9 protein-coding genes are annotated in these 16,181 nt (G+C 77.2%); 8 read left to right on the forward strand and 1 reads right to left on the reverse strand.

The genetic code is table 11. The features are described from left to right. Nucleotides 1–12 precede the first annotated feature (12 nt). The 4 genes from IE108_RS10420 (at nt 13) to IE108_RS10435 (ending at nt 7,278) form a co-directional block, all read left to right on the forward strand. A complete protein-coding gene (locus tag IE108_RS10420) occupies nt 13–2,709 on the forward strand; it encodes a serine/threonine-protein kinase (RefSeq protein ID WP_079163508.1) in 2,697 nt (898 codons plus the stop codon). Next, nucleotides 2,710–4,071, forward strand: a complete 1,362-nt coding sequence (locus IE108_RS10425; protein WP_064727909.1) for a PP2C family protein-serine/threonine phosphatase — start codon at nt 2,710–2,712, stop codon at nt 4,069–4,071. Between the two features lie 115 nt (nt 4,072–4,186). Next, entirely contained in the window at nt 4,187–5,533 is a 1,347-nt protein-coding gene (locus IE108_RS10430; protein ID WP_064727910.1) for a vWA domain-containing protein, read from the forward strand. Nucleotides 5,534–5,580: 47 nt separating this feature from the next. After that, a complete protein-coding gene (locus IE108_RS10435; protein WP_064727911.1) occupies nt 5,581–7,278 on the forward strand; it encodes an FHA domain-containing protein in 1,698 nt (565 codons plus the stop codon). Between the two features lie 26 nt (nt 7,279–7,304). Here IE108_RS10435 and IE108_RS10440 read toward each other — a convergent pair whose 3' ends face one another. Then, nucleotides 7,305–8,279: a methyltransferase domain-containing protein gene (locus tag IE108_RS10440; RefSeq protein WP_064727912.1), complete on the reverse strand. Its 975-nt coding sequence runs from the start codon at nt 8,277–8,279 to the stop codon at nt 7,305–7,307. 67 nt (nt 8,280–8,346) lie between these two features. On the opposite strand from IE108_RS10440, the gene IE108_RS10445 reads away from it, so the two are divergent. The 4 genes from IE108_RS10445 to IE108_RS10460 all read left to right on the forward strand — a co-directional run bounded on the left by IE108_RS10445 (nt 8,347) and on the right by IE108_RS10460 (nt 16,169). Beyond that, complete coding sequence (locus IE108_RS10445; protein ID WP_064727913.1) at nt 8,347–8,760, forward strand: globin; 414 nt, start codon at nt 8,347–8,349, stop codon at nt 8,758–8,760. A gap of 204 nt (nt 8,761–8,964) precedes the next feature. Further along, the gene (locus tag IE108_RS10450; protein WP_189397613.1) at nt 8,965–12,261 is read left to right on the forward strand and encodes an FtsX-like permease family protein; all 3,297 of its coding nucleotides are present in this window, start codon (nt 8,965–8,967) and stop codon (nt 12,259–12,261) included. Nucleotides 12,262–12,364: 103 nt separating this feature from the next. Beyond that, nucleotides 12,365–15,103, forward strand: coding sequence for an FtsX-like permease family protein (locus IE108_RS10455; RefSeq protein ID WP_107420155.1), 2,739 nt, complete (start codon nt 12,365–12,367; stop codon nt 15,101–15,103). A gap of 103 nt (nt 15,104–15,206) precedes the next feature. Next, nucleotides 15,207–16,169 carry an ABC transporter ATP-binding protein gene (locus tag IE108_RS10460; RefSeq protein ID WP_064727916.1) on the forward strand — a complete coding sequence of 321 codons (963 nt, stop codon included), beginning with the start codon at nt 15,207–15,209 and terminating at the stop codon, nt 16,167–16,169. Nucleotides 16,170–16,181 lie beyond the last annotated feature (12 nt).

A 16,181-nucleotide genomic window follows, 5' to 3' on the forward strand; every position in this document is an offset into this window, starting at 1 on the left:
GGAGGCAGCGTCATGAGTGAGGCGGGGCGGACGTGTCAGCGTCCCGGCTGCGGCGGGACCTACGAGGACATGGGCGGCGGCGAGCTGTACTGCGACACGTGCGGCCTCGCGCCGGTCGTCGCGTCGAACGGCCTGGTCGGCTCCGTGCCGACCGGCGTCACCGCGGGCGGCGGTCGGGGCTCGCGCGGGTCGGCGGGCAGCGCCGGATCGTCCCGGTCCAGCGGCCGGGGTTCGCGTGCCTCGTCGCCGTCGTCGCGCTCGTCGAGGTCCCGGCGCTCGGTCTCCGGCCGGCTCTCGCGGGCGGTGTCGGGCCGGTCGACGGGGCGCTCGGTGTCGGTGCGCAGCTCGGGCTCGGGCGCCGGGTCCACCGCGCGGGGGCGTCTGGGCGCCGGGCTCGTGGAGGTTCCGGCGGTCCCGCGGCCCGACCCGCGCGAGATGGTCATGGAGCGTCCCGAGGTGCCGGAGCGCAAGCGGTTCTGCTCGCGCTCGGACTGCGGGGCCCCGGTCGGGCGGGCCCGCGGCGAACGGCCGGGCCGCACCGAGGGCTTCTGCACCAAGTGCGGCCACCCCTACTCGTTCGTTCCCAAGCTGACGGCCGGTGACGTCGTGCACGGCCAGTACGAGGTGGCGGGCTGCCTCGCGCACGGCGGGCTCGGCTGGGTCTACCTCGCCGTCGACAAGGCCGTCTCCGACCGCTGGGTGGTCCTCAAGGGCCTGCTGGACACCGGCGACCAGGACGCGATGGCGGCGGCGATCTCCGAACGGCGGTTCCTCGCCGAGATCGAGCACGCCAACATCGTGCGGATCTACAACTTCGTCGAGCACCTCGACCAGCGCACCGGCTCCCTCGACGGCTACATCGTCATGGAGTACGTCGGCGGCAAGTCGCTCAAGGAGATCGCCAACTCCCGCCGTACACCGGCGGGCAGACGCGACCCGCTGCCGGTGGAGCAGGCCTGCGCGTACGGCATCGAGGCGCTGGAGGCGCTCGGCCACCTGCACAGCCGCAAGCTGCTGTACTGCGACTTCAAGGTCGACAACGCCATCCAGACCGAGGACCAGCTCAAGCTCATCGACATGGGCGCGGTCCGCCGCATGGACGACGACGAGTCGGCGATCTACGGCACGGTGGGGTACCAGGCGCCCGAAGTGGCCGACACCGGACCGTCGGTCGCCTCCGACCTGTACACCGTCGGCCGCACCCTGGCCGTGCTGACCTTCGACTTCCAGGGCTACACGAGCGTCTACGCGGACTCGCTGCCCGACCCGGACACCATCGAGGTGTTCCGGCGGTACGAGTCCTTCTACCGGCTGCTGGTCCGCGCCACCGACCCGGACCCGGCCCGCCGGTTCGCCTCCGCCGAGGAGATGGCGGAGCAGCTGACGGGTGTGCTGCGCGAGGTGGTCTCGCTCCAGACCGGCCGGGCCCGGCCCGCGCTCTCCACGCTGTTCGGGCCCGAGGTCCGGGTGACGGACACGGAACTGTTCCCGCGCCTGGACGGCGAGGTGTCGACGCTGGGCGCCCGGACGACGGTCCGCGGACGCCGGCGCGGCGGGGGCGCGAGCGCGTCGCTGCCGGGCGGCGCCGGGTCCGCGCCCGCGCTGCCGGGCGCCCCGGGGCCTGCCCTGGGCGCGCCGGGCGGGACGGTCACGGGGGGTGTGCCGGGCGCCGGTTCGGGCGGTGCGGCGGCGGGCGGCGGCGCGAGCGCCTCGCTGCCGGGCGCGGTGAGCGCGGTCGGCGGGCTCGGCGGCGGGACCTCCGGGCTGGTCAAGGGCGCGGACGCGCCCGCCGCGTCCCTCGCCCTGCCGGTCCCGCGGGTGGACGCGGGCGACCCCAACGCGGGTTTCCTGGCCGGTCTCATGGCGTCCGCGCCCGCCGAGTTGCTGACCGCGCTCGCCGCCGCCCCGGCGCCCTCCACGGAGACGCGGCTGCGGGAGATCCGGGCCCGGCTGGAGAACGGCGACGCGCCCGGGGCGCTGACGGCCCTCGAATCGCTGGAGGGCGAACGTCCGGACGACTGGCGGGTGGTCTGGTACCGGGGGCTGGCCGCGCTGGTGACCGGCGGGCACGAGGACGCGGCGCTGGCCTTCGACGCGGTCTACGACGCCTTCCCGGGCGAGACCGCGCCCAAGCTGGCGCTCGGCCTGTGCGCGGAGGTGCTGGGGCAGCTCGACAACGCCGCCGAGTACTACCGCCTGGTGTGGTCGACCGACCCGAGCCACGTCAGCGCCGCTTTCGGGCTGGCCCGGGTGCAGCTGGCGGGCGGCGACCGGGCGGCCGCGGTGCGGACCCTGGAGTCGGTGCCGGAGTCGTCGGTGCACTGCACGGCCGCCCGGGTGGCGGCCGTCCGGGCCCGGCTGCGGCGGCGTACGGCGGGCGCCGGGGACGTGGCCTTCCTGGACGATCTGACCGCCGCCGCGCGGCAGGTCGAGGCGCTGGACGTGTACGGTCTGGATCCGGCGCGGCGCGAGCAACTGTCGGCCGAGGTCCTCGGTTGCGCGCTGGACTGGGTACTCTCCGGAGGTCGGGGTTCCGTCCCTCCCGCCGCCGGGGGACGGACGCTGCTCGGCAGCGGCCTGGACGAACGCGGCCTGCGCTTCGGCCTGGAGCGTTCGTACCGCACGCTGGCCCGGCTGGCGCGGGGCGGCGAGGAGAGGATCGACCTGGTGGAACGTGCAAATCGTTACCGCCCCCGGACGTGGGTGTAGTTGATGTCGCAGATGCCCCAGCAGGCCGCTGTGTCCAAGTGCCCGAGCTGCGAGGAGCCCCTCGAGTCGGGTGACCGTTTCTGCGGTGCGTGCGGATACGACCTGTCCGCGGTGCCCCCGCGGCCCGACGACCACCCGGCCGTCGCCGCCGGCGGCGCCGTACCCGCCCCGGCGCCCGCGCCGGACGGCGTGGACTGGCCCGCGGCCCGCGACTCGGACGGCCAGGGCCGCCCGGTTCCCGTGCACGCGGCCGCCGAACTGCCCGGCACCGACTCGGGCGGCTCCCCGCTGCCGCCGCCGCCCGCGGCCCCGCCGGTGCCGCCCTCGCCGGGCGTGCGCTTCGACCGGCCCGGCGAACCGGAGGAGTACCCCTTGCAGGCGCCCGACCCGAGGCTGGACACCGCGGCGGCCCCGCGGCCCGACTCCCCCGCCGCCCCGGCTCCCGGCGCCAAGGTGTGCGTCGCCTGCCGCGCGGGCCGGGTCGACGACGACGGCTACTGCGAGAACTGCGGACACGCCCAGCCCCGCGAACGCGACCACATGGAGCAGGAGTCGGGCCCCGTCGCCGCGGTCAGCGACCGGGGGCTGCGCCACCACCGCAACGAGGACGCGTTCTCGGTGGGCTGCACCGCGCTGCCCGACGGCGCCCCCGCGAGCGTCGCCATCGTCTGCGACGGCGTGTCCTCCGCGACCCGCCCCGACGACGCCTCGCTCGCCGCGTCCCGGGCCGCGGGTGAGTCGCTGCTGACCGCCCTGCCGCGCGGCACGCACCCCCAACAGGCCATGCACGACGCCATCCTCGCCGCCTCGCACGCCGTGAACGCGCTGGCCGACGAGCCCGCCACCGCCCGCGAGCAGGGCCCGCACCAGAACGCGCCCGCCTGCACCCTGGTCGGCGCCGTGGTCACCGCCGGCCTGCTGGTCGTCGGCTGGGTCGGCGACAGCCGCGTGTACTGGGTGCCGGCCGACCGCGCCACCCCGCCCGCCCGGCTCACCGAGGACGACTCGTGGGCGGCGCAGATGGTCGCCGCGGGCCTGATGAGCGAGGCCGAGGCCTACGCCGACGACCGCGCCCACGCGATCACCGGCTGGCTGGGCGCCGACGCCTACGAACTGGAGCCGCACACCGCGTCGTTCAAGCCGGACCGCCCCGGCGTGGTCGTGGTCTGCACGGACGGCCTGTGGAACTACGCGGAGTCCGCCGAGGAGATGGCCGACGCCATGCCCCTCGACGCGGCCGTCCGCCCGCTGCACGGCGCCCGCGTCCTGGTCGGCCACGCCCTGGACGGTGGCGGCCACGACAACGTAACAGTGGCCCTCGTGCCGTTCCCGGCCGTGCCGCAGGGGGCAGGATCGGCCTGAGGCCCCCGCACGGGTAGGGGTACGCGCGCGGGGCGGCCTCACGGGCCGCGGGGGCGGCCCGTGCCACAGCCAACGCCCCACCCGCGTGGGGACGTAGAGGGGGATGCGATCCGGCATGGCCAATTTCTCGAAGTCGAACGTGCCGCAGTTCGCGGTGGACGTCTACCAGAACGAGTACCTGCCCGAGGGCGGCCGCGAGGTCAACGCCATCGTGACGGTCACCGCGACCGGCGGCGGCACGGTCGGGAGCGCGGTCGCCGCGCCCCACCTGTACTCGCCCGGCCAGGGCCCGTCGGCGGCCGTGGCGCTGCTGGTCGACTGCTCGGGCTCGATGGACTACCCGCCGACCAAGATGCGCAACGCCCGCGACGCGACGGCCGCCGCGATCGACACCCTGCGCGACGGCGTGCACTTCGCGGTGGTCGGCGGCACCCACGTGGCCAAGGAGGTCTATCCCGGCGGCGGCCGCCTCGCGGTGGCCGGCGCGGCCACCCGGGAGCAGGCCAAGCAGGCGCTGCGCAGGCTCAGCGCGGGCGGCGGCACCGCCATCGGCACCTGGCTGCGGCTGGCCGACCGGCTGCTGGCCACCGCGGACGTCGCCATCCGGCACGGCATCCTGCTCACCGACGGCCGCAACGAGCACGAGTCGCCGGAGGACCTGAGGGCGGCGCTCGACTCGTGTGCCGGCCGGTTCACCTGTGACGCCCGGGGCGTGGGCACCGACTGGGAAGTGAAAGAAGTCACAGCGATAGCCTCCGCGCTGCTCGGCACGGCCGACATCGTCGCCGATCCGGCGGGTCTGGCCGCCGACTTCACGCGGATGATGGAGACGGCCATGGGCAAGGAGGTCGCGGACGTCGCGCTGCGCCTGTGGACCCCGGTCGGCACCACCGTGAAGTTCGTCAAGCAGGTCGCGCCCACGGTCGAGGAGCTGACCGGCCGGCGCACCGAGGCGGGTCCGCGGGCCGGGGACTACCCCACCGGTTCCTGGGGCGACGAGTCCCGCGACTACCACGTCTGCGTCGAGGTTCCGGCCGCGGAGCTGGGCCGGGAGATGCTGGCGGCCCGCGTCTCGCTGGTCATCCCGGAGCCTGACGGCAGTGTCCAGAACCTCGGCGCGCAGGGTCTCGTACGGGCCGTGTGGACGGACGACATGGCCGCCTCGACGTCCATCAACCCGCAGGTCGCCCACTACACGGGGCAGGCCGAACTGGCCCAAGTCATCCAGCAGGGGCTGGATCTGCGCAAAGCGGGAGACATCGACGGAGCAACGGCCAAACTGGGCCGCGCGGTTCAGCTCGCGGGGGTCTCCGGAAACGGTGATACGGCGAAACTGCTTGCGAAGGTGGTGGACGTGGTGGACGCGGCGGCGGGTACTGTGCGACTGAAAGCGAAGGTCGAAGAGGCCGACGAGATGACACTCGAGACCCGGTCGACCAAGACTGTTCGTGTGAAGAAGTGACGCGGGACCATCCGCGCGACACGCCCGCAAGAGAGGGAAGCCCCGACATGCCGACCTGCCCGAACGGACACCAGTCGGGTTCCGACGACTGGTGCGAGGTCTGCGGTCACCGCATGGCCGGTGCCGTGCCGCCCCCTCCGCCGCCACCGGCCCCCGGCGGCGGCTACGGCTTCCCGCCGCCGGCCGGCCCGGGCGGCCCCGGCGGCGAGCCGCAGCTGTGCCCGCAGTGCCGCACGCCCCGGGAGGGCGGCGCGCCCTTCTGCGAGGAGTGCCGGTGGAACTTCCTCACCAACACGGCCACCTCGTACACCCCCGCCGCCCCGCGCCCGCCGGCCTCCGGCGGCCCGGCGCCCTTCCAGCAGCCGCCGGGGGGTCCGTCGTACGGCGGTGGTGACGCGTACGGCTACCAGGGCTCGCGCCCGTCCCAGATGAACCGCCCCGCCGAACCGATCCCCCCGGGTCCGCCCTTCGGCGGCGACCCGTCGGGCCGGGGCGGTCCGGGCGGACCCGGTGCCCCGACCGGTCCGGGTGGGCCGGGCGGTCCCGCGGGTGGACCCGGCGGTCCCGGAGGACCGGCCGGCGGTCCCGGTGGTCACGGCGGCCCCAATGCTCCCTCGGGTCCGTTCGGGCCCGGTGGTCCCGGTGGCCCGGCTGGGCCCGGCGGTCCAGGTGGGCACGGTGGTCCGGGACCCAACGCTCCTGGTGGCCCCGGTGGACCCGGCGGCTTCGGTGGCCAGGGCGGCCCCAACGGACCCGGCGGTTTCGGCGGCCAGGGCGGTCCCAACGGACCTCAGGGCCCCGGTGGCCCGGGCGGCTTCGGCGGCCCCGGCGGTCCGGGCGGCCCCGGGAATCCCGGTGGCCCCGGTGGCCCCGGTGGCCCCAACGGCCCCGGGGGCCAGGGCGGCCCCTCCGGTCCCCCTTCCCCGCCTCCGTTCCCCGGCGACCCGTCCCGGCCGGTTCCGCCGCCGCCCGGTCCCGGCGGTCCCGGCGGTCCCGGCGGTCCGGGTGCGCCGCAGGGCGGCTACGGCTTCCCGCAGACCGGCGCCACGCAGGCCCCGCCCCCGCCCGGACAGGGCTTCCCGCAGGAGACCGGCCGACCGCAGCAGGGCGGCCCCTCCTTCGGCGGCGGTGACGACGACTGGGTGCTCTCCCCGCCGTCGTCGGCCGGTCCCGGCGGACCCGGCGCGCCGCAGGGCGGCTACGGCTTCCCGCAGCCCGGTGCCACGCAGGCACCCCCGCCGCCCGGCGGCCCGCAGGGCGGTTACGGCTACCCGCAGACCGGCGCCACCCAGGCCCCGCCGCCGCCCGGCCAGGGCTTCCCGCAGCGGCCCCAGCAGCCCGCCACCTGGTCGGCGACGATCGGCCCGGACCGCGACTACTTCATGGCGATGATGCACCGCTCCGGCCCCGAGGCCGCGGGGCTGAACCTGCCCGCGTACTCGCCCGAGCAGCAGCGCACGCTCACCGGCAACCAGATCACCATCGGGCGCCGCCGGCACTCCACCGGCGACACCCCGGACATCGACCTGGCGGTGCCGCCGGAGGACCCGGGCGTCTCGCACCAGCACGCGGTGCTGGTCCAGCAGCCCGACGGCAGCTGGGCGGTCGTCGACCAGAACTCGACCAACGGCACGACGGTCAACGGCGGCGAGGAGCCGATCCAGCCCTTCGTGCCGGTGCCGCTCCAGGACGGCGACCGGGTGCACGTGGGCGCCTGGACGACGATCACGATCCGCCGGGGATAGCCGGGACGGCGCGGGCGGCCCGTCCGTCAGGCGAAGGGCCAGGCGTACGGGCCCTCGGGGTCGTCCAGCCACGCCCAGGCCCGCGCGCCCCGCAGCGTGATGCCGAAGCGCTCGCGCCGCGGGGCGTCCTCGCGCTCCCAGAGCGCGTACGCCTCCTGCGGGTCGAGGCTGCCCCGGCTCAGCGCCAGCAGGAAGCGGAACAGGTCGTTCTCCCGGGCCCGGCGGGGCACTCCGCCCAAGCCCGGCGCCTCGGGCGCGCGGCCGTCCGCGCCGCGCAGCGGGACGAAGTACGCGGGCGTGTGCAGGAAGCGCCCCTCGGCGTGCTCGGCGTCGCGGACGGTGAGGACGACCAGGCCGGTGGCGAGCGGCGTCAGGATCCGTCCGCCCGGGCGGCACTGGGCCGGCCAGGCGCGCGGAATCGAGGGCAGCGCGCAGGTGGCGAGGATCCGGTCGTAGGGCGCGCGCTCGGGCACGCCGCGGGCGCCGTCGCCGGTGACGACGGCCGGGTGGTATCCCGCGGCCGTCAGGTGCCGGCGGGCCGACTCGGTGATCTCCGGGTCCAGGTCGACGGTGGTGACGAGGTCGCCGTCGCCCAGGCGGTGGGCGAGGAGGGCGGCGTTGTAGCCGGTGCCGGCGCCGATCTCCAGGACCCGGTCGCCGTCGGTCACGTGCAGTTCCGCCAGCATCATCGCCATCAGCGAGGGCTGGCTGCTGGAGGAGAGCAGTTCGCCGTCGCGCATCCGGGTCGCCAGGGGGGCGTCGGCGTACGCGCCGCGCACCCAGCGCTCCCGGGCGTCGCGGTCGGGGTGCTCGCCCCACCGTCGTTCGTAACCGCCGCGGACGCCGACGTAGTAGTACGGCACGAAGAGGTGGCGCGGGACCGCGTGGAAGGCCTCCCGCCACACGGGGTCGGCCGTCCAGGCGCCGCTCAGCTCGATCTCGTGCACCAGCTCCGCCCGCGCCGAGGCCGCGAGGCGGTCCAGGTCCTCGTGCCCGCCCATGCCTCCACAGTAAGGGCCCGGGTGGGGGGACCTAAGTCCGAAGTCCTATGTCCACGTGTCTGAGACCATGGACGGCGTGAATGAGATTCGGCGCGGCACGCTTCAGGAGCAGACCTTCTACGAGCAGGTCGGCGGGGAGGAGACCTTCCGCCGGCTCGTCCACCGTTTCTACCAGGGGGTGGCCGAGGACCCGATCCTGCGGCCGATGTACCCGGAGGAGGACCTGGGTCCGGCTGAGGAGCGCTTCACGCTCTTCCTCATGCAGTACTGGGGCGGGCCGACGACGTACAGCGAGAACCGGGGCCACCCGCGGCTGCGGATGCGGCACGCGCCGTTCGCCGTGGACCGGGCCGCGCACGACGCCTGGCTGAAGCACATGCGGGTCGCGCTCGACGAGCTGGGACTCTCCGAGGAGCACGAGCAGACCCTCTGGAAGTACCTGACCTACGCGGCGGCGTCGATGGTCAACACCGCGGGCTGACCGGCCCGTCCGCCGTCCGTCGGGAGAAATGGCCCGCGCGGTGCGCGGATTCCGGTCGGCCGACGTCGAATTCCGGTCACGATCCGGTCAAGTCCGTACCTCAGGCGCTTACTTTCGCCACACGTCCTCTGACAGCATCGCCAAGAGGTCTGGACAACGGTGCCGGGGGGCCGGGTGGCGGGGTACGGGGGGTTCACGGGTTTCGTGCTGCTGCGCGCACGGGCCCACCGCCTGCTGCTCGCCGCCGCCCTCCTCACCGTGCTGCTCACGACGGCGGTCCTGGCGACCCTGACCGCCTACTCCGGCGCGGTCGGCGACGCGGCCCTGCGCCACGCCCTGGCCGACCCCCGCAACGCCGCGGACACCGCGCTGGTCGTCAAGGCGGACGTTGCCGAGGAAGGGCGCGAGGAGGCCGACCGCACCGTGCGCGAGGGCGCCCGGGACACCTTCGGCGGGCTTCCGGTCACCGTGCGCACGTTGCCGCGGTCGGGCGCGTACAGCCTGCCCGGCACGGTGCGGCCGCGCGGTGAGCGCTCGGACGACCCGGACCTCACGTACTTCGCGGCGCCGGACCCGGCGCAGGTGCGCGTCACCGAGGGGCGGCTGCCGCGCGAGGGCACCGCGTTGAAGGGCGGGGCCGTCGAGGTGGCGTTGCCGGCGGCCGCGGCCGAGCGGCTGGACGTGCGGCCCGGCACCCGGCTCACCCTCGCCGACCGCTTCGACGGCCCGGACGTCACCGTGGAGGTGACCGGCCTGTACCGGCCCGCCGACGCCGGAGACCCCTACTGGCGGCTGGACGACCTCGCCGGGCGCGGTGTGAAGAAGGGCGGCTTCACGACATACGGTCCGCTGCTCGCCGGGCCGGGCGTGCTGGGCGGCGGCCGGGTGAGCGCGGGGCCCTCCGGCTGGCTGGCGACGGCCGACTTCTCCTCGGTGACGGCCGGGCGGACGGACGGGCTGCGCGAGGCGGCCCGGGCCGGCATGGCGTGGCTGCGCGAGCGGCCGGCCCTCAGCGGCAGCACCGCGGCGACCACCTCCCTTCCCGAGACCCTCGACCGGCTCGACCGCTCCCTGCTGGTCTCCCGCTCGACGCTGCTAGTCGTCGCGCTCCAGCTGACGCTGCTCGCCGGGTGCGCGCTGCTGCTGGTGGCGCGGCTGCTGAGCGCCGAGCGCGCCGCCGAACGCCGGCTGCTGCGGGCGCGCGGCGCCTCCCGGGCGCGGCTCGGGGCGCTGGCCGCGCTGGAGGCGCTGCTGCCGGCCGTCCCGGCGCTGCTGCTGGCGCCGCTGCTCGCCGGGCCGCTGACCCGGCTGCTGGCGGGCCGAGGGGCGCTGGACCGGATCGGGCTGCGGATCGAGGTGCCCGTCTGGGGCGGCCCCGGGGTGTGGCTCGCGTCGGGCGCGGCGGCGCTCGGGTGTGCGCTGGTGGTGACGCTGCCCGCCCTGACCTCGTCCCTGACCGCCGGGGGCCGCGCCCGCGCGCTGCCCGCTCCGCTGCGCGCCGGCACCGACGTGGGGCTGCTGGTGGTGGCGGGCGTCGCGTACTGGCAGCTCTCCGGGCAGACCTCGGGCGCGGTGAGCGGCGACGGCGCCGGCGGCCTCGGCGTCGACCCGCTGCTGGTGGCGGCGCCCGCGCTGGCGCTGCTGGCCGGGACGGTGCTGACGCTGCGGCTGCTGCCGCCGGTGGCGCGGCTCGCCGAACGGCGGGCGGCCGGCGGCCGGGGACTGACCTCGGCGCTGGCGGGCTGGCAGCTCGGCCGCCGGCCCATGCGGGGCGCGGGCCCGGTGCTGCTGCTGGTCCTCGCGGTGGCGCTCGGCATGCTCGCGATCGGGCAGGGCGCCTCCTGGGAGCGCTCGCAGGGCGATCAGGCGGACTTCCGCGCGGGGGCGGCGGTGCGGGTGCAGGCCACCGGCACGGTGGGCCCCGGCCGCACCGACACCTACGGCCGGGTCGAGGGCGTACGGGAGGTGGCCCCCGCGGCCCGCGCCACGCTCCCCCTGTCGGCCGACCGCACGGCGACGGTCCTGGCGCTGGACGTGGAGCGCGCCGCGGACACGATGCTGCTGCGGTCCGACCTCGCCGAGGTGCCCGCCGGGAAGCTGCTGTCGGCGCCCGGTGCCGTCCCGGCGGGCGCACGGGTGCCCGCCGGGACGGTGCGGCTCGGGGTGAGCGCCGCCCTGGGCGGCGCGGGCGGCGCCGGGAAGGGCGGTACGGAACCGGCGGAGGTGACCGTCACCGTGCGGGACCGCTACGGCATCCCCTTCCGGCTGCCGGCCGGTGAGCTGCCCGCCGACGGCCGCCGCCACACGCTGGGCGTCGACGTCGCCCCGGGCGGCCCGCTCACCGTGACCGGCCTGGAACTGGTCACGGCCCAGCCGGTCGGCCGCGCGCAACGCCACCGCCTGACCCTGACGGAGCTGACCGCCACGACCCCCGACGGGACCGTGCGGCGGCCGGCGCTGCCCCGCTCCTGGACCGCCTCGGCGCGCGGCTCCGCCGTGGCCGGCCCGCCGGACGAGGACACCGCTCCGACCGAGCCCCGGCTCGCCCCGTCCGGACCGCCCTCGGTGGAGTACGGCACCGGGTACGTCCCGGCCGACCTGTACGGCGCGAGGTCGACGGTGACGCTGCGCCTGGACGTCGTGCAGCCCGCGCCGCCCCAGCTCACGGCCGTCGCGACCGACCGGTACCTGGACTCCGCGGGCGCCCGCGTCGGACAGCGTGTCGACGTCCAGGTGGACGGGCACAGCCTGCCGGTGCGGATCGTGCGCTCGGTCCGGGCGCTGCCCACCGCCGGCGCCCCCGAGGCGGCGCCCGAGGCGGACGGCGCCGCCGGGTCCGGGGCGGCGGCGCGGGACGGCGGCGCCCTGCTGCTGGACCTGCCGTCCGTGAACCGGGTACTCCAGGCGGAGGACGGCGGGGCCCTCGCGCCCACCGAGTGGTGGCTGCGGCCGGACCCGGGTGCCACGCGGGCGGTCGCCGCGGCGCTGCGGGCCTTCCCGGACCTCGAACCCGCGCAGGTCGTCGTGCGCGACGAGGTGGCCGAGGAGCTGCGCGACGACCCGTTCGGCGCCGGGCCGGAGGCGGCCTTCACCGCGGCGGCCGGCGTGGCGGCGGCGCTCGCCGCCGTCGGGTTCGCGGTGAGCGCGACGGGGTCGCTGCGGGAACGCGGCGCCGAGTTCGCGATCCTGCGCGCCCTGGGCGCCCCGCGCCGCCGGCTGGCCCGCGCGGTCGCCGTCGAGCAGGGCGTGCTGCTGCTCCTGGCCCTGCTGGTGGGTACGGCCCTCGGCGCGGTACTGACCCGGGCGGTGATCCCCCTGATCGTGCTCACCCCGCAGGCCGCCCACCCGGTGCCGGACGTCCTGGTGGCCCTGCCCGCGGGCCGGGTCGCGCTCCTGCTGGCCGGCGTCGCCGTCACCCCGCTCCTGGTCACGGCGGCCCTCGCGCTGCGCCGCGCCGATCCCGCGCCGGCACTGCGCGAACAGGGGGGCGAGGCGCGATGACCCACGGTTGCCCGGCGGGGACCCCCGCCCGCGCGAGCGCCCCGCCGGGAGCACCCGCGGGCGTCGGCGGAACGGGAACGGAAGGTGAGGCGCGGTGAGACCGGTGAGCGCTCTCCGGGTCCGCACCCGGCTCCGGGCGGCGCCCGGTGCGGCCTGGGCCCTCGCGGTGCTGGTCGCGCTGACCGCGTGTCTGGCCGCCGCCTTCCCGAGGGCCCTGGACCGGTACGCGGACGCCGGCCTGGACCGGGCGCTGGCGCTGGCGCGTCCCGACCGGACGAGTGTGCTGGTGACCGCCCCGCAGCCCGACTTCGGCCTCTCACCGGGGGAACGGGAGGAGGCGCTGCGTCCGGACCCGCTCGCCGTGCGGTACGCCGGGGCCGTCGCGGCCGCGGACCGCCGGGCGCCGCTCGCCGTCGACCGCGAGCAGTCGACGTACGGGGTGCGCACCACCGAGGGCGTGACGGTGCCGGAGCCCTGGCTGCCGATGCCGAGCGGCATACCGCCGCAGTTCCACTTCGCCGCGCAGCACGGTCTCGGCGACCACGCCCGGGTCGGCTCCGGGCGCCTGCCGCGGGTCGCCGGCGCCCCGGTGACGGCGAGGACGGGCGCGCTGGAGGCGGCGGTGACCACCGAAACCGCCGGCCGCCTGCGCATCGAGGTGGGCTCGGTGCTGCACGTGCCCCGCGTCGGAGGCAGCCCGCTCACCATCCGGATCACGGGCGTCCTCATCCCGCGGGACCCCGACGGCGCCTACTGGTCCACCCAGCCCGTGCTGCGCGAGCCGTCGCTGACGCGGGTGCCGGGGCCGCCGGGCGCGGACCGCGAGCAGTACTGGCTGGGCGCGCTGCTGCTGGCCCCGGACGCCGGCCCCGCGCTCCTCGGCACGTCGGGGATGCCCGTCCGCTACTGGCAGCTGGCCCCCGACACCGGCGCGCTGCACGCCCACGACGTGGACCGGCTGGTCTCGGCGGTCGCCGCGCTGGAGTCCGGGCCGGGCCTGCGCGAGATGCGCGCGGAGGTCGATCCGCTCGCGGACGTCGGCACCGACCTGGACGAGACGGCCGTCGCCTTCGAGGGGCTGCGCTCGGGCATCGGCCCGCTGGTCGCGGTGGCCGCCACCGGCGCCGGCACGGTCGCGGGGGTCGTGCTGCTGATGGCGGGCGGCCTGGCCGCCGACCGCCGCCGCGCCGAACTCGCCCTGCTCCGCGCCCGCGGAGCGTCCCTGCTGGGCGTCGCCGGGCGGCTGCTCGCCGAGACCGCCGTGGTCGCGCTGCCGGCCGGCGCCCTCGGGCTCGCCGCCGCGCTGCTCGCCCTGCCCGGCGCCCGGCTCGGACCGGCCCTGGGGGCGGCCGCCGCGGTCACCGCCGTGGCCTGCGCGGCGCTGCCCCTGCGCGCGGCCGTCGCGCACCGCGCCGTGGGGGTCCACGGCGCCCGGCGCGACGTCGCCTCCGCCCGGCCGTCCCGGCGCCGTACGGTCGCCGAACTCACCGCCCTCGTCCTCGCGCTCGGCGCGGTCGAGACCCTGCGCCGGCGCGGCGCGTCCGGCACCGGCGGCGACCTGGTGTCCGCGGCACCGGTACTGGTCGGAGTGATCGCCGCGCTGCTCCTCGTACGCCTGTACCCGCTGCCCCTGCGCCGCCTCGCCCGCCCGGCGGGACGGCTGCGCGGCGCGGTGGGGCACCTGGCGCTGGCCCGCGCGGGCCGCACCTCGGTCTCGGCGGTGCTGCCGCTGCTCGCCCTGCTGACCGCGCTGACCACGGCCGCGTTCGGCGGCTCGGTCCTCGCCGGGGTGACGGACGCCCGCGACCGGGCGGCGCTGCTCACGGTCGGCGCCGACGCCCGGATCGAGGAGACCGGGCCGCTCCCGGCCGCCCTGACCGACCGCGTGCGCCGCGTCCCGGGGGTGCGAGAGGTCGTCGAGGTGGGCCTGGCCTACCAGGCCAAGGGACCCGACGGCCGCCAGACCCTGCCGCTGGCGGGCGTGGACCCGGCCGCCTACGCGGGGCTCGCCGCACGGACCGGCCTGGGCGCGTTCGAAGCGGACGGGCTGCGGCGCGGCGGTTCCGGGCAGCCGCTGCCGGCGCTGGCCTCACCGGCCGTCGCCGAGCGCTTCGGCACCGGGCCGTTCCGCACCCGCCTGGAGGACGGCACCTCCGTCACGGTCCGGATCGCCCTGGTCCGCGACACCACCCCCGCCGTCTCCGGCGACGACTTCCTCGTCGTGGACCGCTCCGGGCTCTCCGCCGAGGCGGCCCGCCCGTCCGTGCTGCTGCTCTCCGGCGACCGTCTGGACGCGGGCGCGCTGCGCCGTGCGGCGGGCGACGACGCCGGTGCCGGGCCGGGCGCCGTGCTGCTCCGGTCCGAGGAGCGGCACCGGTACGTCGACTCGCCCCTGCAGTCGGGCGCCGAACGCGTCTACGCCGGTGCCGTCGCCGCGGGCACCGGATACGCCGTCCTCGCCCTGCTGCTGTCGCTGCTGCGCGCCGCCCCGGAACGCGCCGCCCTGCTCGCCCGGCTGCGCACCATGGGCCTCACCCGGTCCCAGGGCCGCCGTCTGCTGGTCCTGGAGTCCCTCCCGCAGGCGGTGCTGGCGGCCGCGGGCGGCGTCCTGACCGGCTGGGCGGCGATCCGCCTGCTCGCGCCCGGCCTCGACCTGACCACGATCGCCCTGGCGGGCGCGGCGTCCCCGGCGGGCCGCGCCGAACTGCGCACCGACCCCTGGTCACTGGCCCTGCCCGCGCTCGCGGTGCTGGTGGTGGCGGTGGGGGTGGCCGGCGTGCAGGCGTGGTGGTCGGGCCGCCGGGGGTCGGTGGCGGAACTGCGGGCGGGGGACGCGGGGTGAGGGCGGTCGGCACGGCGCACACCGCCGAGACGCCGATCGCCGCCCGCGCGATCCTCCGCATCGGCGGCGCCCATGGACGACCCGTATCCGCGCTGGAGGCACGATGACGACGAACCCGACCCTCGCCGACCTGGCCGACCGCGCCACCGCCTCCCGCGACCGGCCCGCCTACGGCCACGACGCCCTGATCACCTGCGACCGCCTGGTCCGGATCTTCAGCGCGGACGGGGTGGAGGTCCAGGCGCTCCAGGGCCTCGACCTGCTGGTCCGCGAGGGCGAGTTGATGGCCCTGGTCGGCGCCTCCGGCAGCGGCAAGTCCACGCTGATGAACATCCTGGCCGGCCTGGACACCCCCACCGCCGGGGCGGCCCGGGTGGCGGGCCGCGACCTGCTCACGATGACCGCGAAGGACCGCCTGGCCTACCGCCGCGAGGTCGTCGGCTTCGTCTGGCAGCAGACCTCCCGCAACCTCCTGCCGTACCTGACGGCGGCCCAGAACGTCGCGCTGCCCCTCCAGCTGACGGGCGCCCGGAGCCGGCCCGGACGGCGGGCGCGTGGCGAACGGGTCCTGGAACTGCTGGAGTTGCTGGACGTCGCCGACTGCCACGACCGGCGTCCGCGGGAGATGTCGGGAGGGCAGCAGCAGCGCGTGGCCATCGCCGTGGCGCTCGCGGGCGCGCCCGCGGTGCTGCTGGCCGACGAGCCCACGGGCGAGCTGGACTCCCACACGGCGGAACAGATCTTCGCCGCGTTCCGCACCGCGAACGAGCGGCTGGGTACCACCATCGTGATCGTCACCCACGACCAGGCGGTGGCGGGCGAGGTCCGCCGCACGGTCGCCATCCGCGACGGCCGCACCTCCACGGAGGTCCTGCGCCGCAGCGAGGTGGACGCGGCGACCGGCCGCGAGACGGTGGTGGCCCGCGAGTACGCCATGCTCGACCGCGCCGGACGGCTCCAGCTGCCCGCCGACTACACCGCGGCCCTCGGCATGCGCGACCGCGTCGCCCTGGAACTGGAGACCGACCACATCGCCGTACGCCCGGACGACAACGGCCACGACTGAGCCGCCCCGGAA

This window comes from Streptomyces parvulus, from assembly GCF_014648855.1.
GTDB lineage: Bacteria > Actinomycetota > Actinomycetes > Streptomycetales > Streptomycetaceae > Streptomyces > Streptomyces parvulus.